This is a genomic window from Quadrisphaera sp. DVD1 (assembly GCF_058932755.1).
In genome coordinates, this window is sequence record NZ_JBZYWI010000042.1 from 1 (window position 1) to 21,792 (window position 21,792).

A 21,792-nucleotide genomic window follows, 5' to 3' on the forward strand; every position below is an offset into this window, starting at 1 on the left:
GGCCGAGCAGGCTGCGGCGCCCGAGACCGCGACGGAGGGCTGAGCCGTGCTGGTCCCACGCCGGCTGAAGCACCGCAAGCAGCACCACCCCACCCGTCGAGGCGCTGCCACCGGTGGCACCGAGGTGAGCTTCGGGGACTTCGGCATCCAGGCGCTCGAGCACGGTTACATCACCAACCGGCAGATCGAGTCCGCCCGCATCGCCATGACCCGCCACATCAAGCGCGGCGGCAAGGTCTGGATCAACATCTACCCGGACCGCCCGCTGACGAAGAAGCCCGCCGAGACCCGCATGGGCTCCGGCAAGGGCTCGCCGGAGTGGTGGATCGCGAACGTCAAGCCCGGACGCGTCATGTTCGAGCTGTCCGGGGTGCCGGAGGACATCGCCAAGGAGGCGATGCGCCGGGCCATCCACAAGCTGCCGATGAAGTGCCGCTTCGTGCGGCGCGAGGGGAGTGAGGCCTGATGGCCATCGGGTCGCAGGACCTGCAGCCCTCGGCGCTGCGCGGGTTCGAGGACGAGCGCCTCGTCGAGGAGCTGCGCAAGGCCAAGGAGGAGCTGTTCAACCTCCGCTTCCAGTCCGCCACCGGGCAGCTGGAGAACCACGGGCGGCTGCGCGCCGTCCGCCGGGACATCGCCCGGATCTACACGACCATGCGCGAGCGCGAGCTCGGCATCGGGGAGGTCGAGGCTCAGTGAGCGAGCAGAGCACCGCCAGCAACCCGGCCGCCGGCGCCGAGAGCGCCGAGGCCCGGGGCAAGCGCAAGACCCGCCGCGGGTACGTGGTGAGCGACAAGATGACCAAGACCGTGGTCGTCGCCGTCGAGGACCGCGTGAAGCACCCGCTGTACGCCAAGGTGATGCGCCGCACCACCAAGGTGAAGGCCCACGACGAGAACGGCGTCGCCGGCGTCGGCGACCTCGTCTCGATCGCCGAGACCCGGCCGCTGTCAGCCACCAAGCGCTGGCGCGTCGTCGAGGTCCTCGAGCGGGCCAAGTAGTCCATCCCCCCATCCGTTCCGTCAGGCTCACGACGAGAACCGACGTGACGACAGGAGACATGCAGTGATCCAGCAGGAGTCGCGGCTCAGAGTCGCCGACAACACGGGTGCGAAGGAGATCCTCTGCATCCGGGTGCTCGGCGGCTCCGGGCGCCGCTACGCCGGCATCGGCGACGTCATCGTCGCCACCGTCAAGGACGCGATCCCGGGCGGCAACGTGAAGAAGGGCGACGTCGTCAAGGCGGTCATCGTCCGCACCTCCAAGGAGCGCCGTCGTCCCGACGGCTCCTACATCCGCTTCGACGAGAACGCCGCGGTGATCCTCCGTGCCGACGGCGACCCGCGCGGCACCCGCATCTTCGGGCCCGTCGGTCGCGAGCTCCGCGACAAGCGGTTCATGAAGATCATCTCGCTGGCTCCGGAGGTGCTCTGACCATGGCGAAGTTCCGCATCAAGAAGGGCGACCTGGTCCAGGTCATCAGCGGCGCCACCCAGGCCCGCGGCGGTGACCGCGGCAAGCAGGGCCGCGTCATCGAGGTCTTCCCCGAGCGCCAGCGCGTGCTCGTGGAGGGCGTCAACCGGATCACCAAGCACGTCAAGGCGGGCACCACCGGGCGGGGCTCCCGCACCGGCGGGATCGAGACCCACGAGGCCCCGATCCACGTCAGCAACGTCGCGCTGGTGGACCCGAGCACCAAGCGGCCCACCCGCGTGGGGGTCCGCACCGAGACGGTCGAGCGTGACGGCCGGGAGCGCACCGTGCGCGTCCGGGTCGCCCGGCGCTCGGGTGAGGACATCGCATGAGCACCGACACCGCTGCCACCGCAGCCACCCCCACCACGGCGGCGAGCGAGCGCGTGGCCCCGCGCCTGCAGGCGCGCTACCGCTCGGAGATCGCTCCGGCGCTGCGCGAGCAGTTCGGCTACGCCAACCCCATGCAGGTGCCCGGCCTGGTCAAGGTCGTCGTCAACATGGGCGTCGGCGAGGCCGCGCGCGACTCGAAGCTGATCGACGGTGCCGTCCGCGACCTCGCGGCCATCACCGGCCAGAAGCCCACGGTCACCCGGGCCCGCAAGTCCATCGCGCAGTTCAAGCTCCGCGAGGGCATGCCGATCGGCGCGCACACCACGCTGCGCGGCGACCGGATGTGGGAGTTCCTGGACCGCCTGGTCTCCCTGGCGCTGCCGCGCATCCGCGACTTCCGCGGGCTCTCCCCGCGGCAGTTCGACGGCCGGGGCAACTACACCTTCGGCCTCGATGAGCAGTCGATGTTCCACGAGATCGACCAGGACCGGATCGACCGCGTCCGCGGCATGGACATCACGGTCGTGACCACGGCCACCACCGACGACGAGGGCCGCGCGCTGCTGCGGCTGCTCGGCTTCCCGTTCAAGGAGAACTGACGTGGCCAAGACCTCGCTGATCGTCAAGGCGGCTCGCAAGCCGAAGTTCGCCGTCCGGGCCTACACGCGCTGCCAGCGCTGCGGGCGCCCCCACTCGGTGTACCGCAAGTTCGGCCTCTGCCGGATCTGCGTGCGCGAGATGGCGCACGCCGGAGAGCTGCCGGGCATCACCAAGAGCTCCTGGTGACCTCCCGGTTCCACCGACCCAGCACCACGGACCACTGCGCCGCAGGTCCACGGATCCCCACGGGGACCGGCGAAACCACGGCGAGGAAGGGCGGACGAGCCCGATGACCATGACCGACCCGATCGCGGACATGCTGACGCGCCTGCGGAACGCCAACTCGGCGTACCACGACGACGTCTCCATGCCGTACAGCAAGCTGAAGTCCCGCGTCGCGGAGATCCTGCGCACGGAGGGCTACATCGCCTCCTGGCGCGTCGAGGACGCCGAGGTGGGCAAGAAGCTCGTGCTGGACCTGAAGTTCGGGCCCAACCGCGAGCGCTCCATCGCCGGCCTGCGCCGGGTGAGCAAGCCAGGGCTGCGCGTGTACGCGAAGTCGACGAACCTGCCCCGCGTTCTCGGGGGCCTCGGCGTGGCGATCCTGTCCACGTCCTCGGGGCTCCTGACCGACCGCCAGGCAGCCAAGCAGGGCGTGGGCGGGGAAGTCCTCGCCTACGTCTGGTAGGGGAGGACGCATGTCGCGCATCGGCAGACTGCCCGTGACCGTCCCCGCGGGGGTCGACGTCACCATCGACGGCGCAGCCGTCACCGTGAAGGGCCCCAAGGGCACCCTCGCGCACACCATCCCGGCCCCGATCGCGGTCACCCGCGGCGAGGACGGCACCCTGGCGGTCACCCGCCCGGACGACGAGCGCCTCTCCAAGTCCCTCCACGGGCTGACCCGCACGCTGCTGGCCAACATGGTCCAGGGCGTCACGGCCGGCTACGAGAAGCGCATGGAGATCGTCGGCACCGGCTACCGGGTGCAGGCCCGGGCGGGTGCGCTCGAGTTCGCGCTCGGCTTCAGCCACCCCGTCGTCATCACGGCGCCGGAGGGCATCACCTTCGCGGTCGAGGCCCCGAACCGCTTCTCGGTGCAGGGCATCGACAAGCAGCAGGTCGGCGAGGTCGCCGCGAACATCCGCAAGCTGCGCAAGCCCGACCCGTACAAGGGCAAGGGTGTGCGCTACGCCGGCGAGGTCGTCCGGCGCAAGGTCGGGAAGGCGGGCAAGTAGGCATGGCACTGGCCAGCAGGAGCGCTCTGCTCCGCAAGGGCACCGGCAAGACCGGCGCCGCCGCGCGCAAGCGCCGTCACCTCCGGGTCCGCAAGAAGGTCACCGGCACCGCGGTCCGTCCGCGGCTGGTGGTCAACCGCTCGACGCGCCACCTGTTCGTCCAGGTGGTGGACGACACCCTGGGCCGCACGCTGGTCTCGGCGTCCACCATGGAGGCCGACCTGCGCGCGAACGAGGGCGACAAGACCGCCAAGGCCCGCCTCGTCGGCGAGCTGGTGGCCGAGCGCGCCAAGGCGGCGGGGATCGACGCGGTCGTGTTCGACCGCGGCGGCAACCGCTACCACGGCCGCGTGGCCGCGGTGGCCGAGGGCGCGCGCGAGGGCGGTCTGTCCCTGTGACCGCGCGACCCACGACCCACCACCCCTACAGCACGCAGGAGAGGACCATCTGATGCCCGGACCCCAGCGCAGGGGCGGCGGAGGCCCCGCCGCCGGCGGTGCCGGTGGCACCGGTGCCGGTGGCGGCGGCGGCGACCGCCGCGACCGTCGCGACCGCAACAGCGGTGGCCGCAACGAGCCGGCTGAGCGCAGCCAGTTCATCGAGCGCGTCGTGACCATCAACCGCGTCGCCAAGGTCGTCAAGGGCGGTCGCCGCTTCAGCTTCACCGCCCTCGTGGTGGTCGGCGACGGCGACGGCACGCTCGGCGTCGGCTACGGCAAGGCCAAGGAGGTGCCCGCGGCGATCGCCAAGGGCGTCGAGGAGGCCAAGAAGAGCTTCTTCCGCGTCCCGCGGATCCAGGGCACCATCCCCCACCCCGTGCAGGGCGAGGAGGCGGCGGGCGTGGTCCTGCTGCGTCCGGCCTCCCCGGGTACCGGCGTCATCGCCGGTGGCCCGGTGCGCGCGGTGCTCGAGTGCGCCGGCATCCACGACGTGCTCAGCAAGTCCCTGGGCTCCAGCAACGCCATCAACATCGTCCACGCGACGGTGGCGGCGCTGCGCGGCCTCGAGATGCCCGAGGCGGTCGCGGCGCGCCGCGGCCTGCCCATCGAGGACGTCGCTCCCGCGGCGCTCCTGCGGGCGCGGGCCGGGGTCGGTGCGTGATGGCGCAGCTCAAGGTGACCCAGGTCAAGTCCCAGATCGGGGGCAAGCAGAACCAGCGCGACACGCTGCGTTCGCTGGGCCTCAAGCGCATCGGTCACACCGTGACCAAGGAGGACCGTCCCGAGATCCGCGGGATGGTCGCGACGGTCCGCCACCTGGTGACCGTCGAGGAGGTTGACTGACGATGGCGAACGACGAGCAGGGCGCCGCGGCCGAGGGCCACGCGCTCAAGGTGCACCACCTGCGCCCGGCCCCGGGCGCGCGCACCGCGAAGACCCGCGTCGGCCGCGGTGAGGCCAGCAAGGGCAAGACCGCCGGTCGTGGCACCAAGGGCTCCAAGGCCCGCTACCAGGTGCCCGAGGCCTTCGAGGGCGGGCAGATGCCGCTGCACATGCGGCTGCCCAAGCTCCGCGGCTTCACGAACCCGTTCCGCACCGAGTACCAGGTCGTGAACCTGGAGCGGATCGGCTCCCTGTTCCCGCAGGGCGGCGACATCACGGTGGACGACCTCGTGGCGGCGGGCGCGGTCCGCGACGGCCAGAAGGTCAAGGTCCTCGGGAGCGGCGAGATCGCCGTGGCGGTCCAGGTGACCGCTCACGCGTTCTCGGCCTCGGCCGAGCAGAAGATCGCTGCAGCCGGCGGGACCACCACCCGGCTGTGAGTGCAGGCGCGCGGCCCCCGGCACTGCCGGGGGCCGTCGTGCCACCAGTGCGCGCGCCCGGGCGGTAACCTCGCCCGGGCGCGTCGTGCGTCATGGACACCCGCGCACCGCCGCGGCCGCGCCGCCCCGAGCGGCGACGGGACCCCGAGGTGCAGGCTGGCCGCCCTGGCTGGCGGACGATGGAGGACACGTGCTCAGCGCATTCGTGCGGGCGTTCAGGACGCCGGACCTGCGGCGCAAGCTGCTGTTCACGCTGGCGATCATGGCCGTCTTCCGGCTCGGGTCGTTCGTGCCGACGCCCGGCGTCAGCTACCGCAACGTCCAGCAGTGCCTGGGCGGGATCGACACCTCCAGCGACCTGCTCGGGCTGGTGAACCTCTTCAGCGGCGGAGCACTGCTCCAGCTGTCGGTGTTCGCGCTCGGGATCATGCCGTACATCACCGCGAGCATCATCATCCAGCTGCTGCGCGTGGTGATCCCCCGCTTCGAGGCCCTGCACAAGGAGGGCCAGTCCGGCACCGCGAAGCTCACCCAGTACACGCGGTACCTGACGATCGCCCTGGCGGTCCTGCAGTCGACGACCTACGTGGCCGTGGCCCGCTCGGGCAACCTCTTCGGCAGCGGCGGCAGCTCCCCGGCCGCCTGCTCGAACGTCATCCCGGACGACTCGGTCGTCACCCTGCTGCTCATGGTCCTCACGATGACCGCCGGCACCGGCCTGGTCATGTGGATGGGCGAGCTCATCACCGAGCGCGGCGTCGGCAACGGCATGTCCCTGCTGATCTTCACGTCCATCGCCGCCCAGTTCCCGACCTCGATCTGGGCCATCGGCACCGAGCGGGGCTTCGGCACGATGATCCTCGTGATCCTCGTCGGCCTGCTCATCGTCGCGGCCGTCGTCTTCGTCGAGCAGTCGCAGCGGCGGGTCCCGGTGCAGTACGCCAAGCGCATGGTCGGCCGGCGGATGTACGGGGGCACGAGCACCTACATCCCGATGAAGGTCAACATGGCCGGCGTCATCCCGGTCATCTTCGCCTCGTCGCTGCTCTACCTGCCCTCGCTCGTGACGCAGTTCGCCGACCCGACGGCGCCGTGGGCGATCTGGGTGCAGAACACCTTCGCCTCCGGTGACCACCCGATCTACATCACGCTGTACTTCCTGCTCATCGTGTTCTTCACGTACTTCTACGTCGCGATCACGTTCAACCCTGACGAGGTCGCCGACAACATCAAGCGCGTGGGCGGCTTCATCCCCGGCATCCGCGCCGGGCGCCCGACCGCCGAGTACCTGGACTACGTGCTGACCCGGATCACCCTGCCTGGAGCGCTGTACCTGGGCCTGGTCGCCCTGGTGCCCCTCATCGCGCTGGTGGCCGTGGGCGCCAACCAGAACTTCCCCTTCGGGGGCACGTCCATCCTCATCGTCGTGGGCGTGGGGCTGGAGACCGTCAAGCAGATCGAGTCCCAGCTCCAGCAGCGGCACTACGAAGGGTTCCTCCGATGACCCGCCTCGTCCTCCTCGGCCCGCCCGGCGCCGGCAAGGGCACGCAGGCCGAGCGCCTGGCCGCTCGCCTCGGCGTGCCGGCCGTGTCCACCGGAGACATCTTCCGCCGCAACCGCGCCGAGGCGACCGAGCTCGGCCAGCTGGCGCAGAAGTACATGGACGCCGGGGAGTACGTCCCCGACGAGGTCACCAACCGCATGGTCGCGGACCGCCTCGCGCAGCCCGACGCCGCGGCCGGCTTCCTCCTCGACGGCTACCCGCGCACGCCCGCGCAGGTCGAGGAGCTGGACGCCATGCTCGCCGAGGCCGGCACGGCGCTGGACGCCGTCCTGGAGATCACCGCCGACGAGGACGTCGTGGTCTCCCGCCTCCTGCGCCGCGCGCAGGAGCAGGGGCGCGCCGACGACACCGAGCCGGTGATCCGGCGCCGGCTCGAGGTCTACGCCGAGCAGACCGGGCCGCTGGCGCGCGTCTACGCCGACCGCGGGCTGCTCGTGCGCGTCAACGGCGTGGGCCCCGTCGACGAGGTCGAGGCGCGCATCACCGCCGCGCTGGCGCAGGCCCAGGAGGGCTGAGGGACCCGTGCTGGGCCGCGACCGGATCGAGCTCAAGACCCCCGACCAGGTGCGCGCCATGCGCCGGGCCGGCCTCGTGGTCGCCGACGCCCTGGCCGCCGTGCGCGCCGCGGTGCGCCCGGGCCTGACCACCGACGACCTCGACGCCGTGGCCGAGGACGTCATCCGCTCCGCGGGCGCCGTCCCCTCCTTCCTCGGCTACCACGGCTTCCCCAAGTCGCTGTGCGTCTCGGTCAACGAGGAGGTCGTGCACGGCATCCCCGGCCCCCGGGTGCTGGCGCCCGGTGACGTCGTCTCGATCGACTGCGGCGCGGTGCTCGACGGCTGGCACGGCGACGCCGCCGTCACCGCGGTGCTCGACCCCGCCGACCCCGCGGACGTCGCGCTCGTGGAGGCCACCGAGCGGTCCATGTGGGCGGGCATCGCGGCCCTGGCGGTCGGCGGCCGGCTCGGGGACGTCGGCGCGGCGGTGCAGGACGCCGTCGAGGCCGCCCCCGGCCCCGCGCTGGGCATCGTCGAGGGCTACGTCGGGCACGGGATCGGCACCGCCATGCACCAGGCGCCGGAGGTGCTCAACCACCGCGGCCCGCGCGGCCCCAAGCTGCGCCCGGGCCTGTGCGTGGCGGTCGAGCCGATGGTGGTGCGCGGCGACCCCGAGACCGACGTGCTCGACGACGAGTGGACGGTCGTCACCCGTGACGGCAGCCGCGCGGCCCACTGGGAGCACAGCGTGGCGCTGGGGGAGCGGGGCCCGTGGGTGCTCACCTCCCCGGACGGCGGGCGGGCCGCCCTGGCCGCGCTCGGCGTCGAGGTCGCCCCGCTCGACTGAGCGTCGCGCCCCGGCACCCCGACCAGACGCCCGCGGGCGCGATTTGGGGCAGCCACCCCTGTGCCGTACTCTGAGTGGTCGGTCCCGTGCGTCACGGTCGCCTGCTGCTCTGCGGCGGGCCCGCGGCCGCGCCAGCGCGGTGCAGGGCCCGAGCGCGGCGCACGCCGTGCGCCACCACAGATGGAGGCCGTCCCCTCGCGGGTCGGTCAGTGAGCGGAGGACATGCCCAAGAAGGACGGCGTCATCGAGATCGAAGGCGCAGTGGTCGAGGCGCTCCCGAACGCGATGTTCCGGGTGGAGCTCTCCAACGGCCACAAGGTGCTCGCGCACATCTCCGGGAAGATGCGGCAGCACTACATCCGCATCCTCCCCGAGGACCGGGTGGTCGTGGAGCTCAGCCCCTACGACCTCACCCGCGGGCGCATCGTCTACCGCTACAAGTGACCCAGCCCACCCACGAGCACCGGTACGGCGAGGAACAGCGATGAAGGTCAAGCCCAGCGTCAAGAAGATCTGCGACAAGTGCAAGGTGATCCGCCGCCACGGCCGGGTCATGGTGATCTGCGAGAACCTGCGCCACAAGCAGCGCCAGGGCTGATCCCGCCCCGCACGTCGCACGGCCCGCACCACCTGCACCAGCGCACCAGCGGCAGTCCACGGCCCCGCCCCCAGCGGGCAGGGCCGACACCCCCGGCCCGGAGGCCGGGGACCCGCCACCGGCGGGGACGGGCTGCTCCAGACCTCCGGTGACCGAAGGACACGCGACACATGGCACGCATCGTCGGCGTCGACCTCCCCCGCGAGAAGCGGCTCGAGATCGCGCTCACCTACATCTACGGCGTCGGCCGCACCCGCTCCAAGGAGGTCCTCGCCGCGACCGGGCTCAGCCCCGACGTTCGCGTGCGCGACCTGGACGAGCCGGCGCTGGTGCAGCTGCGCGACTACATCGAGGCGAACTTCCGGGTCGAGGGCGACCTGCGCCGCGAGGTGGCCGCCGACATCCGCCGCAAGGTCGAGATCGGCAGCTACGAGGGCCTGCGGCACCGCCGCGGGCTGCCGGTGCGCGGTCAGCGCACCAAGACCAACGCGCGCACCCGCAAGGGCCCCAAGCGCACCGTCGCCGGCAAGAAGAAGGCGCGCAAGTAGCCCGCTGCCGGCGCCGCACCGGCGCCGGCACGCCCTCCCTCGTACTCCGCCACGCTGCAGGAAGAGACCAGCCATGCCCCCCAAGACCCGCAACGCCAGCGGCCCCGCGGCCCGCCGCCCGCGCCGCAAGGAGCGCAAGAACATCTCCGTGGGCCAGGCCCACATCAAGAGCACGTTCAACAACACGATCGTCTCGATCACCGACCCGAGCGGCGCTGTGATCGCCTGGGCCTCCGCCGGCCAGGTCGGCTTCAAGGGCTCGCGCAAGTCCACCCCGTTCGCCGCCCAGATGGCCGCCGAGGCCGCTGCGCGCCGCGCCCAGGAGCACGGCATGCGCAAGGTCGACGTCTTCGTCAAGGGCCCGGGGTCGGGCCGCGAGACCGCGATCCGCTCGCTGCAGGCCACCGGCCTGGAGGTCGGCTCGATCCAGGACGTCACCCCCTCGCCGCACAACGGCGTCCGGCCGCCCAAGCGCCGCCGGGTCTGATCCGCACCACCCAGCACCACCCAGCACCACCCAGCACCACCCAGCACCACCTGAGCACGACCCCGGGCGGCAGACGGAGCCCGCCCGGGGCGCCGGGGTCATATGGCGGACCCCGGCAGGAAGGCACCGACGTGCTGATCGCACAGCGCCCCACCCTGGTCGAGGAGACCCTCACCGAGCACCGCTCGCGGTTCGTCATCGAGCCGCTCGAGCCGGGCTTCGGCTACACCCTCGGCAACTCCCTGCGCCGCACCCTGCTGTCCTCGATCCCGGGCGCCTCGGTCACGAGCATCCGGATCGACGGCGTCCTGCACGAGTTCACCACCGTGCCGGGGGTCAAGGAGGACGTCACCGAGCTGATCCTCAACATCAAGAACCTCGTCGTCTCCAGCGAGCACGACGAGCCGGTCGTCATGTACCTGCGCAAGCAGGGCCCGGGCACCGCGACCGCCGCTGACATCGCCCCGCCGGCCGGCGTCGAGGTGCACAACCTCGACCTGCACCTGGCCACCCTCAACGAGTCGGCCCGCCTCGAGGTCGAGCTGACCGTCGAGCGCGGCCGCGGCTACGTCTCCGCGAACCAGAACAAGAGCGGGGACGCCGAGATCGGGCGCATCCCGGTCGACTCCATCTACTCCCCGGTCCTCAAGGTGACCTACAAGGTCGAGGCCACCCGCGTGGAGCAGCGCACCGACTTCGACCGCCTCGTGGTGGACGTGGAGACCAAGCCCTCCACGCACCCGCGCGACGCGATGGCCAGCGCCGGCAAGACCCTGATGGAGCTGTTCGGGCTGGCCCGCGAGCTCAACGTCGAGGCCGAGGGCATCGACATGGGCCCCTCGCCCACGGACGCCGCGATGGCCGCCGACCTGGCGCTGCCGATCGAGGAGCTCGAGCTCACGGTCCGCTCGTACAACTGCCTCAAGCGCGAGGGCATCCACACCGTCGGGGAGCTGACCGCCCGCAGCGAGGCCGACCTCATGGACATCCGCAACTTCGGTGCGAAGTCCATCGACGAGGTCAAGGTCAAGCTGACCGGCATGGGCCTGCAGCTCAAGGACAGCCCCCCCGGGTTCGACCCCGGTGCGGCCGTCGACAGCTTCGGCGCCGACGACGACTCGGCGTACGCCGAGACCGAGCAGTACTGACCCGCCAGACCACCTGCTCGGCGAGGGCCCGTCCTCGCTGACGACTGAGGAGACACTCCATGCCCACCCCCACCAAGGGGCCGCGCCTCGGCGGTGGCCCGGCGCACGAGCGGATCATGCTCGCGAACCTGGCGACCGCGCTGTTCGAGCACCGCAGCATCACCACCACCGAGGCCAAGGCCAAGCGGCTGCGCCCGCTCGCCGAGCGCCTGGTGACGTTCGCCAAGCGCGGTGACCTCGCCGCGCGCCGGCGGGTGCTCAGCACGGTCAAGGACAAGGGCGTGGTGCACGAGCTGTTCACCGAGATCGCTCCCGTCATGGCCGAGCGCCAGGGCGGCTACACCCGCATCACGAAGATCGGTCCGCGCAAGGGCGACAACGCCCCCATGGCGGTCATCGAGCTCGTGATGGAGCCGCTGACTGCCCGCGCCGCGACCGTCCGCGAGGCGGAGGCCGCCACCGGCCGCGCCGCCCGCGGCAACACGGACGCCCCGGCGGCCACCCCCGCCGCTCCGGCGGCGGAGGCCGTCGAGCCGGCCGGCACCGACGCCGTCGTCACCGAGGCCGAGGCCTCGGTCGACGAGCAGGCCGGCGCCACCGCGGCGGACGTCGCGGCGGACGCTCCTGCGGACACCACCACGGAGGAGAAGGCCTGAGCCAGGCCGCTCCCCGCACGAGCCCGCCACCCCCTGCTGGGGGTGGCGGGCTCGTGCGCGTCCGCCTCGACCTCGGCTACGACGGCACCGGCTTCGCCGGCTGGGCGCGGCAGCCGGGCCTGCGCACGGTGCAGGGCGACCTGGAGGCCGCGCTGGCCCGGGTGATGAGGCTGCCGGCGCCACCGGCCCTCGTGGTCGCGGGGCGCACCGACGCCGGGGTGCACGCGACCGGCCAGGTGTGCCACCTCGACGTGCCCGAGGCCTCCTGGAGCGCGCTCCCGGGCCGCTCGGACCGCGGGCCCGGCGAGGCGCTGGTCGCGCGCCTGCGCGGCGTCCTGGCCCCCGACGTCGTGGTGCGCTCCGCCGCGGTGGCCCCGCCGGGCTTCGACGCCCGCTTCGCGGCGCTGCGCCGCACCTACGCCTACCGGCTGTGCGACGACCCGGCGGGCGTGCCCCCGCTGCGCCGCCACGACGTGCTGGGCGTGCGCGCGCCGTCCGGCGGGCTCGACGTCGCCGCCATGGACCGCGCCGCCGCCCTGCTGCTGGGCCTGCACGACTTCGCCGCCTACTGCCGCCCGCGCGCCGGCGCGACGACGGTGCGCACGCTGCTGGAGCACCGGTGGTCCCGGCACCCGGACGGCCTCGTCGTGGGCACCGTCGTCGCCGACGCCTTCTGCCACTCCATGGTGCGCGCGCTCGTGGGGGCCGTGCTCGCCGTCGGCCAGGGGCGCCGGGACGCCGACTGGCCGCGGCGGGTGCTCTCCGCGGCCGCGCGCGACGGCGCCGTCCAGGTCGTGCCGCCGCACGGGCTGGTCCTGGAGCGGGTCGACTACCCGCCGGTGGCGGCCCTGGCCGACCGGGTGGCGCAGGCCCGCTCCCGGCGCGACGCGCCGTCCGGACAGTGGCAGGGTCGGAGCATGACCGAGACGCCCCGCCAGACCGACGCAGAGCGCTTCGACCCGCGCGCCACCGACGACGAGCTCGAGACCACCACGGTGGCCGCCGAGCCGCAGGACCACGACGGCGTCCTGGAGATGCAGGACCAGCAGGACGACCGGGTGTGGAACGCCGAGTGGGACCGCGGCGCCACGACCGTGGAGAGGCCCAGCCACCTCTTCCAGCACGGCCTCACCGCCGAGGAGGAGCTCACCCGCGAGACGATCGACGACCGGCTGCGCCAGGAGGAGCCCGACGTGGCCGTCGGGTCCGGCGGCGCCCTGGGCGCCGACAGCCCCGACACGCCGGCCGACCAGGCCGACGACGGAGAGCTGCTCGACGACGAGGTCGGCTACGCGCGCGCCGGTCGGCTCGTGGAGCCCGACCAGGGCGCCGGCACCGACACGGAGAAGAGCGCCGTGGCCACCGACGTGGGCCTCGACGGCGCGCAGTCCTCGGCCGAGGAGGCCGCGATGCACATCGTCCCCGAGGAGGGCGACGACGGCTTCTGAGCCGTCGTCACCGGGGTGGGCCGGGGGCCGGTGCCCCCGGCCCCGCCGGTGGGCCGCACGCGCCCGACGCCGGCCGCGGGCCCCCGGCTTTGACCGCACCTGCCTCGCGCAGGTACTCTCGTGGCTGTCGTGCCCTGCGGCCGTAGAGAATCTCCGGCCATCGGCACACCAGGTTCTGACAGCCAGTCGACGACAGTGAAGGTCCGAGCGTGCGCACGTACACCCCCAAGCCCGACGAGGTCGAGCGCAGCTGGCTCATCATCGACGCCACCGACGTCGTCCTGGGTCGGCTGGCGAGCCAGGCCGCCCAGCTGCTGCGGGGCAAGCACAAGCCCGTCTTCGCCCCCCACGTCGACACCGGTGACTTCGTCATCATCATCAACGCCGACAAGGTCGTCCTCACGGGCGGCAAGGCGGAGAAGAAGCTGGCCTACCGCCACTCCGGCTTCCCGGGCGGCCTGAAGTCGGAGCGCTACACGGACCTGCTGGGGCGTCGCCCCGACAAGGCCGTCGAGAAGGCGATCCGCGGCATGATCCCGAAGAACAGCCTCGGCCGGGACGTGCTGCGGAAGCTCAAGGTCTACACCGGCCCGGAGCACCCGCACGCGGCCCAGCGCCCCGTGCCGTACACCCTCACCCAGGTCGCGCAGTAGGAGATCCGTTGAGCACCGACACCTCTACCGACGCCGTCCTCGACAGCGCTGACGACAGCGCCGAGGACGACGCCCCCAGCACCTACAGCACCAGCACCCCGGCCAGCGCGAGCGGCGGCTCCAGCATCACCGCGCCGTCCCGCGCGACCGGCCGCCGCAAGGAGGCCGTGGCGCGCGTGCGCATCGTGCCCGGCACCGGCCAGTGGTCGATCAACGGCCGCGACCTCGACGGGTACTTCCCGAACAAGGTGCACCAGCAGCTGGTGAACGAGCCCTTCCGCGTGACCGAGGTCGAGGGCCGCTTCGACGTCATCGCCCGCATCGACGGCGGCGGCATCTCGGGCCAGGCCGGCGCGCTGCGCCTGGGCATCGCCCGCTCGCTCAACGCCCTCGACGAGGAGGCCAACCGCGCCTCCCTGAAGAAGGCCGGCTTCCTCACCCGCGACGCGCGGGTCAAGGAGCGCAAGAAGGCCGGTCTCAAGAAGGCCCGCAAGGCTCCCCAGTACAGCAAGCGCTGAGCCGGACGCCCGAGCGCACCGCGGTGGGTCGCCTCTTCGGCACGGACGGCGTCCGCGGCCTCGCGAACGTCGACGTCACGGCCGAGCTGGCTCTGGACCTGTCGGTCGCGGCGGCGCACGTGCTCGGCGACGCCGGGGTCTTCGCCGACCACCGCCCTCGGGCGGTGGTCGGCCGGGACCCCCGCGCCTCGGGCGAGTTCCTCTCCGCCGCGGTCCTGGCCGGTCTGGCCAGCGCCGGGGTGGACGTCGAGGACGTCGGCGTGCTGCCGACCCCCGGCATCGCCCACGTGGTCGCGGCCACGGGCGCCGACCTCGGCGTCGTGCTCTCGGCCTCGCACAACCCGGTGCCCGACAACGGCATCAAGTTCTTCGCCCGCGGCGGGCACAAGCTGCCCGACGCCCTCGAGGACGCTATCGAGGCCCGCCTGCGCGAGCCCTGGCAGCGGCCCACCGGCGCCGACGTCGGCCGGGTCCGCCCCGACCCGGACGCCAGCGAGCGCTACGTCGAGCACCTGCTCTCCACCCTCCCGCACCGCCTCGACGGGCTGCGCGTGGTCGTGGACTGCGCCCACGGCGCGGCCTGGCACGTGGGCCCCGAGGCGCTGCGCCGGGCCGGCGCGGACGTCGTCGTCCTGGGCGCCGAGCCGAACGGCCTGAACACCAACGACGGGGTCGGGTCCACGCACCTCGGCCCGCTGCGCGAGGCGGTCCTGGCCGCCGGCGCCGACGCGGGGGTCGCCTTCGACGGCGACGCCGACCGCTGCCTCGCCATCGACGCCACCGGTGAGGTCGTCGACGGCGACCAGGCGATGGGTGTGCTCGCCCTGGCGCTGCGCGAACGAGGCCAGCTCGCCGGCGACACGCTCGTGGCCACCGTGATGAGCAACCTCGGCCTCCTCCTGGCGATGCGCGAGGCCGGCATCGAGGTGCTGCAGACGGCCGTCGGGGACCGCTACGTGCTCGAGGCCATGCGCGAGGGCGGCTTCACCCTCGGCGGCGAGCAGTCCGGGCACGTGGTGATGCTCGACCACCAGACCACCGGGGACGGCGTCCTGACCGCCCTGCACCTGCTGGCCCGGGTGGCCGAGCTGGGGCGCCCGCTGGCGGAGGTCGCCGCGGTCGTCCAGCGGCTCCCGCAGGTGATGATCAACGTGCCGGGCGTGGACAAGGCCCGCGCCGGGTCCGACGACGCGGTCCGGGCCGCCGTGGCCGACGCCGAGGCCGAGCTCGGCACCACCGGGCGGGTGCTGCTGCGCCCCTCGGGCACGGAGCCCCTCGTGCGGGTCATGGTCGAGGCGCCGGGCGCCGAGCAGGCCCAGGCGGTCGCCGAGCGGCTCGCCGCCGTCGTCGCGGAGCGCCTGGCGCTGTAGCCGCGGACCTAGGGTCCTCGCGTGCTCCACCTGCGCATCATCACGCCGCCCGACCTCCAGCCCGCGGTGCTGGGCACCCTCGAGGGGCACGCGGCCTGCACCAACCTCGTGGTGCTGCCCGGCGCGAGCAGGAGCCCTGTGGGAGACCTCGTGCTCGTCGGCTTCCCGTGGGGGTGGCCGCCACGGTCGTCTCGACGTAGCAGCTGACCGCGCTGGGGCTCGTCGACGCCGGGATGCTCACGCTGACCGCCGCGAAGCCCGGAGCGGTCGTCGGGGTGCTCGTCTCGGTGACCACCATCCCCGCGGCCAGCAACGCCGCCGTCGCCCTCTCCTGCGCCGTCAGCCCCGGACCGGGTGCCTCCCGCTCGGAGCTGCTCGACCAGGCGTGGACCTCCGTGGAGCAGCTGCTGCTGGACCTGCTCGGCATCCTGCTCGCCGGCGGCCTGAAAACCCGTTGCCCGGCCGCGGGCGCCGGGGTTGGGTGGCCGGCGTGGAGATCGTCACCGCTGCCAGCGACGCGCCGGGCCTGCCGGAGTGGCTGGAGCGCTGGGGCGCCGCCTGGGCCGACGCCGTGCACGCGGGGGAGTCCGCGGGCCGCACCCCCGGGCTCGCCCGCCACCCCCAGGAGGTGCTGGCCGGCCTCGCGCGCGGCTCCGCCGACCGCACCAGCGTCGTGCTGGCCGCCGTGCGGGGCGGCGCCGTGGTCGGGGGCGCGCAGCTCGTGCTGCCCTCCCACGACAACACCCACGTCGCGCACGTGCTCGTGGCCGTGCCTCCGCGCCGCCGCGGGCGGGGCACCGGTGCCGCCCTGCTGCGCGCGGCGACGGAGGCGGCAGCCGCCCGGGGCCGGACCACGCTGCACGCAGAGGTCTTCCGCCCCCTGGCCGGCTCCGGCGCCGACGCGGTGCCGCCCGGTGCGGTGCTCGCCGACCGCGTCGGCCTGCGCCCCGTGCTGGTCGACGTCCGGCGCGACCTCGCGCTCCCCGTCCCCGGGGCGGTGCTGGCCGAGCTCGGAGCCCGCGCGGCGGCCGCCGCCCCCGGCTACCGGGTGCTCACCTGGCTCGGCCCCACCCCGGCGGCGGACCGCGCGGCGATGGCCGGGCTCATGGCGCGCATGTCCACCGACGCGCCGAACGGCGAGCTGTCCCTGGAGCCGGAGGTCTGGGACGCGGCGCGGGTCGCCGACCACGAGGGCCGCTCCAGCGCGCAGGGGCGCGAGTGGGTCACCGCGGTCGCCGTGGCACCCGACGGCGCCTGGGCCGGCTACACCCAGCTGGCGCGCACCCGGTGGGCGCCGGAGCGGCTGTTCCAGTGGGACACCCTCGTGCTGCGCGAGCACCGCGGCCGGCGCCTGGGGCTGGTCCTCAAGGTCGCCACGGCGGCCGAGGCCGCCCGGCGCTGGCCGGACGCCCGCACGGCCACCACCTGGAACGCCGCGAGCAACGCCCCGATGATCGCCGTCAACGAGGCGCTCGGCTTCGCCCCGGCGGAGCTGCTGGAGGAGCGCGAGGGCAGCGTCGCCGCCGTCCTCGCCGCGCTGGGGGTCAGTCCCGCAGCACCGCGACCAGCGCCGCACCCGCGCTGACGGCGAGCAGCCCCACGACCAGGTGGGCCGCGGCGGTGGCCGCCGCGGCGCCCCAGCGCTGCGCCACCGCCATCCGGACCGCCTCGAGGCTGGCGGTGCTGAACGTGGTGAAGCCCCCGCACACCCCGGTGCCGGCGAAGAGCAGCCAGCCCGGCGCCGCGCCGTCGGGCGCCAGTGCCGCCAGCACGCCGAGGGCGAAGGAGCCGACGGCGTTGACCAGCAGCGTGCCGGGGGGCACCAGCGGGCGCCGGCGCAGGCGGTGGCCGACCTCGCTGTCGACGGCGAAGCGCGCGACGGCGCCGAGGGCGCCGCCCACGGCCACGAGCAGGACCTCGACGGCGCTCACGCAGCCTCCTCCGGCGCGCGCCGTCGCCGCACGCGCGCCCCGAGCGCGATCCCGGCGGCCGCGGCGAGCAGGCCGCCGGCCACGCTCGCGGCGGCGTAGCCGAGCGCGGTGGCGGGGCGCCCGTCGCGCAGCAGGTCCAGCACCTGGTGCACCAGGGCGCTGTAGGTGGTGAACGCCCCCAGCAGCCCCGTGCCCAGGCCCAGGCGCGCGGCGCGCCGCCAGCCGGCGTCCGGGCCCAGGCGCACGAGGGCCTCGAGAAGCGCACCCAGTGCCAGGGCCCCCGACAGGTTGACGACCAGCGTGCCGGTGGGCCACACCGCCCCGGGCCGCGTCAGCGCCTGGTCCACCAGGGCGCGCAGCGGCGCGCCGACCAGCCCGCCGGCCGCGACGAGCGCGAGCAGGCCCGGGTGCCCGTGCAGGCGGGGGCTCACAGCTTGCGCAGCCGCACGCGCGATACCGCGTGGTCGGAGCCCTTGCGCAGCACGATCGTGGCGCGGCCGCGCGTGGGCATGACGTTCTCGACGAGGTTCGGCTCGTTGATCTGGTGCCAGATCGTCGTCGCGCGCTCGACCGCCTCGTCGTCGGAGAGGGCGGCGTAGCGGTGGAAGTAGGACTCCGGGCGGCTGAACGCCGTCTCGCGCAGCCGCAGGAAGCGGTCGACGTACCAGCGGCGGATGTCCTCGGTGCGGGCGTCGACGTAGACCGAGACGTCGAAGAAGTCGCTCACGGCCAGGCCCTGGCGCCCGTCCCCGCGGGTGCGGGCCGGCTGCAGCACGTTGAGCCCCTCCACGACGAGGACGTCGGGGCGGCGCACGACGATCTCGGCGCCCGGGACGATGTCGTAGCTGAGGTGGGAGTACAGCGGCGCCCGCACCTCCGGAGCGCCCGACTTCACCGCCGAGACGAAGCGCATGAGCGCCCGCTGGTCGTAGGACTCGGGGAAGCCCTTGCGCTGCAGCAGGCCGCGGCGCTCCAGCTCGGCGTTGGGCAGCAGGAAGCCGTCGGTGGTGAGCAGCTCGACCCGCGGGGTGTCGGGCCAGCGCGACAGCAGCTCGCGCAGCAGCCGCGCGGTGGTCGACTTGCCGACCGCCACCGACCCCGCGACGCCGATGACGAAGGGGGTGCGGGGCGCGGCCCCCGCGGCCCCGCCGGACTCCCCGAGGAAGGTGGAGGTCACCGCGTGCAGGCGCTGGACGCCGGCCGCGTAGAGGTTGAGCAGGCGGGACAGCGGCAGGTAGACCTGCTCGACCTCGGCCAGGTCCACCCGCTCGCCGAGGCCGCGCACGCGGTCGACGTCCGCGGCGGTCAGCGGCAGCGGGGTGGAGGCGGCCAGGCGGCTCCAGGCGGCCCGGTCCAGGTCGACCCAGGGCGAGGGAGCGGTCCGAGGCCCCGCCGGGGCCGGCGTCCCGTGCGGCGCGGAGGTGGGCACGGACGACCATGATGCCGGGTGGGGGCGCTGCTCCGATCCAGTGACCGCCCCACGACGCGCCGCGCCGCGGCTAGTCTCGTGGACATGTGCGGCATCGTCGGTTACGCCGGTCCTCTCCCCGTCGGAGGGCGCGCCACGGGCGGGCTGCCCGTGGTGATGGAGGGGCTGCGGCGCCTGGAGTACCGCGGCTACGACTCCGCGGGCGTCGCGGTCGTGGTCGACGGCGAGCTCGCCACCGCCAAGGCCGCCGGCCGCCTGGCCCGCCTCGTGGAGGCGCTGGACGACTCCCCGCTGCCGGCCAGCGGGACCGCGATCGGCCACACCCGGTGGGCCACCCACGGGGGGCCGACCGACGCCAACGCCCACCCGCACGTCAGCGAGGACGGCCGCCTGGCCGTCATCCACAACGGCATCATCGAGAACTACGCCGTCCTCAAGGCCGCCCTGGCCGACGAGGGCGTGCAGTTCACCAGCCAGACCGACACCGAGGTGGCCGCGCACCTGCTGGGCCGCGCCCACGCCGAGGTCGGCGACCTCGCCGAGGCGATGCGCGTGGTCTGCCGCCAGCTGGAGGGCGCGTTCACGCTGCTCGCCGTGCACGCCGACGCCCCCGGCACCGTGGTCGGCGCCCGCCGCAACTCCCCGCTCGTCGTCGGCGTCGGGGACGGCGCCAACTACCTCGGCTCCGACGTCGCGGCGTTCATCGCGCACACCCGCGACGCCCTCGAGCTCGGCCAGGACCAGGTCGTGCAGATCACCGCCGACGACGTCGTGGTGACCACCTTCGACGGCGCCCCCGCGCAGGCCCGCGCCTTCACCGTGGACTGGGACGCCGCGGCCGCCGAGAAGGGCGGCTACGACTGGTTCATGGACAAGGAGATCCACGAGCAGCCGCGGGCCGTGGCCGACACCCTGCGCGGGCGGACCGACGCGTCCGGTGCGCTGGTGCTCGACGAGCTGCACATGGACGAGGCGGTCCTGCGCCGCACCGACAAGATCATCGTCATCGCCTGCGGCACCGCCGCCTACGCCGGGCACGTGGCCAAGTACGCCATCGAGCACTGGTGCCGCATCCCGGTCGAGGTCGAGCTCGCCCACGAGTTCCGCTACCGCGACCCGGTGCTCACCGAGCGCACGCTGGTCGTGGCGATCTCCCAGTCGGGGGAGACGATGGACGTCGTCATGGCCGTGCGCCACGCGCGCGACCAGGGCGCGAAGGTGCTCGCGATCTGCAACACCCAGGGCTCGACCATCCCGCGCGAGTCCGATGCCGCGCTGTACACCCACGCCGGCCCCGAGGTCGCCGTGGCCTCCACCAAGGCGTTCCTGGCCCAGATCACGGCCTGCTACCTGCTGGGCCTCTACCTCGCGCAGCTGCGCGGCAACCTCTTCGCCGACGAGGTCCGCCGGATCATGGCGCAGCTCACCGCCATGCCGGAGGCGGTGCAGACGGTGCTCGACCGCTCCGAGCAGGTGCGCAAGCTCGCCCGCGAGCTCGCCGACTCGCGCTCGGTGCTCTTCCTGGGCCGCCACGTCGGCTACCCGGTGGCGCTCGAGGGCGCGCTCAAGCTCAAGGAGCTGGCCTACCTGCACGCCGAGGGCTTCGCCGCCGGCGAGCTCAAGCACGGCCCGATCGCCCTGGTCGAGGAGGGGCAGCCGGTGTTCGTCGTCGTGCCCTCCCCGGGCAGCCGCGACTCCCTGCACGCCAAGGTGGTCTCCAACGCCCAGGAGGTGCGGGCCCGCGGGGCGCGCACCATCGTCATCGCCGAGGACGGCGACGACGCGGTGCTCGGCTCGGCGGACGTCGTCATCCGGGTGCCGGCGGTGCCCACGCTCATGGCCCCGCTGGTGACCGTGGTGCCGCTGCAGATCTTCGCCATGGAGGTCGCCAGCGCCAAGGGCCTCGACGTCGACCAGCCGCGCAACCTGGCGAAGTCCGTCACCGTGGAGTGAGGCGGGCGCTCCCGGGCGAGAAGCCGGCGGCGCCACGCCGGGCGAGGTGAGGCGGATCGTCCCCCCGCGGGGCGATGGTCCGAACACGACCCCCGCTCCGCACGTGCAGCGCACGACCCGGGGGCACCTGCGCCGGGCCTCGGCGACCGCCCTGGCCGGCCTGTCCGTGCGCTCCTCCAGGCCGGTCTGAGCCCCCGCGCCGCAGAGCGGCAGGATGGGCGCCGTGAGCGCGCTCGGACGCAGCAGGAGCACCCGGTGATCGTGGGGGTGGGCATCGACGTGGTCGACGTCGCCCGCTTCTCGGCGACCCTCGAGCGGACGCCGGCCCTGGCCGACCGGCTGTTCGCCGAGCACGAGCGCGGGCTCGGGCCCGCCTCCCTCGCCGCGCGCTTCGCCGCGAAGGAGGCCCTCGCCAAGGCCCTGGGCGCTCCCGGGAACCTCCGCTGGCGCGACGCCAGCGTGCGCCGGGAGCCGTCGGGGCAGCCGCGCCTGGAGGTCACCGGCACGGTGGCCGCGCGCGCCGCCGAGCTGGGCGTGGTGTCCCTGCACGTCTCGCTGTCCCACGACGCCGGCATCGCCTCCGCGGTCGTGGTGGCCGAGGCCTCCTCGTGATCCGCGCCCACCGGGCCGACGCCGTGCGCCGGGCCGAGCGCGCCGCGACGGCCGGCCTGGACGAGCTGATGCTGCGCGCCGCGGGCGCCCTGGCCGCTGCGGTCGTGCGCGAGCTCGGCGGGCGCGCC

Annotated in this window: 33 protein-coding genes and 2 pseudogenes; 32 read left to right on the top strand and 3 right to left on the bottom strand. The window is 74.0% G+C overall.

Annotation, left to right across the window (positions count from 1 at the left end; genetic code table 11):
• Positions 1 to 46: 46 nt before the first annotated feature.
• From rplP to AC5FZL_RS07015, 30 genes and pseudogenes are all read left to right on the top strand, one after another.
• Positions 47 to 466: a 50S ribosomal protein L16 gene (rplP, locus tag AC5FZL_RS06870; protein WP_493617825.1), complete on the top strand. Its 420-nt coding sequence runs from the start codon at positions 47 to 49 to the stop codon at positions 464 to 466.
• Complete coding sequence (gene rpmC / locus AC5FZL_RS06875; protein WP_493617826.1) at positions 466 to 699, top strand: 50S ribosomal protein L29; 234 nt, start codon at positions 466 to 468, stop codon at positions 697 to 699. Before rplP ends, rpmC begins: the two co-directional genes overlap by 1 nt.
• Entirely contained in the window at positions 696 to 1,001 is a 306-nt protein-coding gene (rpsQ, locus tag AC5FZL_RS06880) for a 30S ribosomal protein S17 (RefSeq protein ID WP_493617827.1), read from the top strand. Before rpmC ends, rpsQ begins: the two co-directional genes overlap by 4 nt.
• A gap of 64 nt (positions 1,002 to 1,065) precedes the next feature.
• Complete coding sequence (rplN, locus tag AC5FZL_RS06885) at positions 1,066 to 1,434, top strand: 50S ribosomal protein L14 (protein WP_493617828.1); 369 nt, start codon at positions 1,066 to 1,068, stop codon at positions 1,432 to 1,434.
• A 2-nt stretch (positions 1,435 to 1,436) separates the two neighbouring features.
• The gene (gene rplX, locus AC5FZL_RS06890; protein WP_493617829.1) at positions 1,437 to 1,805 is read left to right on the top strand and encodes a 50S ribosomal protein L24; all 369 of its coding nucleotides are present in this window, start codon (positions 1,437 to 1,439) and stop codon (positions 1,803 to 1,805) included.
• The gene (gene rplE, locus AC5FZL_RS06895; RefSeq protein WP_493617830.1) at positions 1,802 to 2,404 is read left to right on the top strand and encodes a 50S ribosomal protein L5; all 603 of its coding nucleotides are present in this window, start codon (positions 1,802 to 1,804) and stop codon (positions 2,402 to 2,404) included. Before rplX ends, rplE begins: the two co-directional genes overlap by 4 nt.
• 1 nt (position 2,405) lies before the next feature.
• Positions 2,406 to 2,591, top strand: a complete 186-nt coding sequence (locus tag AC5FZL_RS06900) for a type Z 30S ribosomal protein S14 (RefSeq protein ID WP_493617831.1) — start codon at positions 2,406 to 2,408, stop codon at positions 2,589 to 2,591.
• A 103-nt stretch (positions 2,592 to 2,694) separates the two neighbouring features.
• Positions 2,695 to 3,093, top strand: coding sequence for a 30S ribosomal protein S8 (gene rpsH / locus AC5FZL_RS06905; RefSeq protein ID WP_493617832.1), 399 nt, complete (start codon positions 2,695 to 2,697; stop codon positions 3,091 to 3,093).
• A 10-nt stretch (positions 3,094 to 3,103) separates the two neighbouring features.
• On the top strand, positions 3,104 to 3,643 hold the full coding sequence (gene rplF / locus AC5FZL_RS06910) for a 50S ribosomal protein L6 (protein ID WP_493617833.1): 540 nt from the start codon (positions 3,104 to 3,106) through the stop codon (positions 3,641 to 3,643).
• Between the two features lie 2 nt (positions 3,644 to 3,645).
• A complete protein-coding gene (gene rplR / locus AC5FZL_RS06915) occupies positions 3,646 to 4,041 on the top strand; it encodes a 50S ribosomal protein L18 (RefSeq protein WP_493617834.1) in 396 nt (131 codons plus the stop codon).
• Between the two features lie 52 nt (positions 4,042 to 4,093).
• Positions 4,094 to 4,744 (top strand): 30S ribosomal protein S5, encoded by a 651-nt coding sequence (gene rpsE / locus AC5FZL_RS06920; protein ID WP_493617835.1) that lies wholly within the window; start codon positions 4,094 to 4,096, stop codon positions 4,742 to 4,744.
• On the top strand, positions 4,744 to 4,926 hold the full coding sequence (gene rpmD, locus AC5FZL_RS06925; RefSeq protein WP_493617836.1) for a 50S ribosomal protein L30: 183 nt from the start codon (positions 4,744 to 4,746) through the stop codon (positions 4,924 to 4,926). The genes rpsE and rpmD overlap by 1 nt, the downstream gene beginning before the upstream one ends.
• Before the next feature lie 2 nt (positions 4,927 to 4,928).
• Positions 4,929 to 5,405, top strand: a complete 477-nt coding sequence (rplO, locus tag AC5FZL_RS06930; protein ID WP_493617837.1) for a 50S ribosomal protein L15 — start codon at positions 4,929 to 4,931, stop codon at positions 5,403 to 5,405.
• A gap of 190 nt (positions 5,406 to 5,595) precedes the next feature.
• The gene (gene secY, locus AC5FZL_RS06935) at positions 5,596 to 6,909 is read left to right on the top strand and encodes a preprotein translocase subunit SecY (RefSeq protein ID WP_493617838.1); all 1,314 of its coding nucleotides are present in this window, start codon (positions 5,596 to 5,598) and stop codon (positions 6,907 to 6,909) included.
• Complete coding sequence (locus AC5FZL_RS06940) at positions 6,906 to 7,484, top strand: adenylate kinase (RefSeq protein WP_493617839.1); 579 nt, start codon at positions 6,906 to 6,908, stop codon at positions 7,482 to 7,484. The genes secY and AC5FZL_RS06940 overlap by 4 nt, the downstream gene beginning before the upstream one ends.
• Before the next feature lie 7 nt (positions 7,485 to 7,491).
• Complete coding sequence (gene map, locus AC5FZL_RS06945) at positions 7,492 to 8,313, top strand: type I methionyl aminopeptidase (RefSeq protein WP_493617840.1); 822 nt, start codon at positions 7,492 to 7,494, stop codon at positions 8,311 to 8,313.
• A gap of 222 nt (positions 8,314 to 8,535) precedes the next feature.
• Positions 8,536 to 8,757 carry a translation initiation factor IF-1 gene (gene infA / locus AC5FZL_RS06950; RefSeq protein WP_493617841.1) on the top strand — a complete coding sequence of 74 codons (222 nt, stop codon included), beginning with the start codon at positions 8,536 to 8,538 and terminating at the stop codon, positions 8,755 to 8,757.
• Positions 8,758 to 8,797: 40 nt separating this feature from the next.
• Positions 8,798 to 8,911, top strand: coding sequence for a 50S ribosomal protein L36 (gene rpmJ, locus AC5FZL_RS06955; protein ID WP_009740505.1), 114 nt, complete (start codon positions 8,798 to 8,800; stop codon positions 8,909 to 8,911).
• A gap of 170 nt (positions 8,912 to 9,081) precedes the next feature.
• Positions 9,082 to 9,459: a 30S ribosomal protein S13 gene (gene rpsM, locus AC5FZL_RS06960; RefSeq protein WP_493617842.1), complete on the top strand. Its 378-nt coding sequence runs from the start codon at positions 9,082 to 9,084 to the stop codon at positions 9,457 to 9,459.
• Between the two features lie 73 nt (positions 9,460 to 9,532).
• Positions 9,533 to 9,946 carry a 30S ribosomal protein S11 gene (gene rpsK / locus AC5FZL_RS06965; protein ID WP_493617843.1) on the top strand — a complete coding sequence of 138 codons (414 nt, stop codon included), beginning with the start codon at positions 9,533 to 9,535 and terminating at the stop codon, positions 9,944 to 9,946.
• A gap of 131 nt (positions 9,947 to 10,077) precedes the next feature.
• Complete coding sequence (locus tag AC5FZL_RS06970) at positions 10,078 to 11,094, top strand: DNA-directed RNA polymerase subunit alpha (RefSeq protein WP_493617844.1); 1,017 nt, start codon at positions 10,078 to 10,080, stop codon at positions 11,092 to 11,094.
• Between the two features lie 59 nt (positions 11,095 to 11,153).
• Positions 11,154 to 11,750 carry a 50S ribosomal protein L17 gene (rplQ, locus tag AC5FZL_RS06975; protein WP_493617845.1) on the top strand — a complete coding sequence of 199 codons (597 nt, stop codon included), beginning with the start codon at positions 11,154 to 11,156 and terminating at the stop codon, positions 11,748 to 11,750.
• Between the two features lie 53 nt (positions 11,751 to 11,803).
• Positions 11,804 to 12,640: pseudogene (truA, locus tag AC5FZL_RS06980) on the top strand (tRNA pseudouridine(38-40) synthase TruA); the annotation flags it as partial.
• Positions 12,641 to 12,784: 144 nt separating this feature from the next.
• Positions 12,785 to 13,198: a DUF5709 domain-containing protein gene (locus AC5FZL_RS06985; protein WP_493617856.1), complete on the top strand. Its 414-nt coding sequence runs from the start codon at positions 12,785 to 12,787 to the stop codon at positions 13,196 to 13,198.
• Between the two features lie 209 nt (positions 13,199 to 13,407).
• Positions 13,408 to 13,851 carry a 50S ribosomal protein L13 gene (gene rplM, locus AC5FZL_RS06990; protein ID WP_493617846.1) on the top strand — a complete coding sequence of 148 codons (444 nt, stop codon included), beginning with the start codon at positions 13,408 to 13,410 and terminating at the stop codon, positions 13,849 to 13,851.
• Positions 13,852 to 13,859: 8 nt separating this feature from the next.
• Positions 13,860 to 14,369, top strand: coding sequence for a 30S ribosomal protein S9 (gene rpsI / locus AC5FZL_RS06995; protein ID WP_493617847.1), 510 nt, complete (start codon positions 13,860 to 13,862; stop codon positions 14,367 to 14,369).
• Positions 14,370 to 14,392: 23 nt separating this feature from the next.
• Positions 14,393 to 15,739, top strand: coding sequence for a phosphoglucosamine mutase (gene glmM, locus AC5FZL_RS07000; RefSeq protein WP_493617848.1), 1,347 nt, complete (start codon positions 14,393 to 14,395; stop codon positions 15,737 to 15,739).
• A 21-nt stretch (positions 15,740 to 15,760) separates the two neighbouring features.
• Complete coding sequence (locus AC5FZL_RS07005) at positions 15,761 to 15,946, top strand: hypothetical protein (protein ID WP_493617849.1); 186 nt, start codon at positions 15,761 to 15,763, stop codon at positions 15,944 to 15,946.
• Between the two features lie 5 nt (positions 15,947 to 15,951).
• A pseudogene (locus tag AC5FZL_RS07010) lies at positions 15,952 to 16,161 on the top strand (DUF389 domain-containing protein); the annotation flags it as partial.
• 68 nt (positions 16,162 to 16,229) lie between these two features.
• A complete protein-coding gene (locus AC5FZL_RS07015; RefSeq protein ID WP_493617850.1) occupies positions 16,230 to 17,324 on the top strand; it encodes a GNAT family N-acetyltransferase in 1,095 nt (364 codons plus the stop codon).
• Here AC5FZL_RS07015 and AC5FZL_RS07020 read toward each other — a convergent pair.
• From AC5FZL_RS07020 to coaA, 3 genes are read right to left on the bottom strand one after another with little or no spacing between them, the layout of a single operon-like run.
• Entirely contained in the window at positions 17,284 to 17,670 is a 387-nt protein-coding gene (locus AC5FZL_RS07020) for a fluoride efflux transporter FluC (RefSeq protein ID WP_493617851.1), read from the bottom strand. The two genes, AC5FZL_RS07015 and AC5FZL_RS07020, sit on opposite strands and share 41 nt — an antisense overlap.
• Complete coding sequence (locus tag AC5FZL_RS07025; RefSeq protein ID WP_493617852.1) at positions 17,667 to 18,101, bottom strand: fluoride efflux transporter FluC; 435 nt, start codon at positions 18,099 to 18,101, stop codon at positions 17,667 to 17,669. The genes AC5FZL_RS07020 and AC5FZL_RS07025 overlap by 4 nt, the downstream gene beginning before the upstream one ends.
• The gene (gene coaA, locus AC5FZL_RS07030) at positions 18,098 to 19,099 is read right to left on the bottom strand and encodes a type I pantothenate kinase (RefSeq protein ID WP_493617853.1); all 1,002 of its coding nucleotides are present in this window, start codon (positions 19,097 to 19,099) and stop codon (positions 18,098 to 18,100) included. The genes AC5FZL_RS07025 and coaA overlap by 4 nt, the downstream gene beginning before the upstream one ends.
• Positions 19,100 to 19,183: 84 nt before the next feature.
• Between coaA and glmS the strand changes: the two genes are divergently transcribed.
• On the top strand, positions 19,184 to 21,052 hold the full coding sequence (gene glmS, locus AC5FZL_RS07035; protein ID WP_493617854.1) for a glutamine--fructose-6-phosphate transaminase (isomerizing): 1,869 nt from the start codon (positions 19,184 to 19,186) through the stop codon (positions 21,050 to 21,052).
• A gap of 255 nt (positions 21,053 to 21,307) precedes the next feature.
• A complete protein-coding gene (locus AC5FZL_RS07040; RefSeq protein WP_493617855.1) occupies positions 21,308 to 21,664 on the top strand; it encodes a holo-ACP synthase in 357 nt (118 codons plus the stop codon).
• The last annotated feature ends 128 nt before the right edge of the window (positions 21,665 to 21,792 follow it).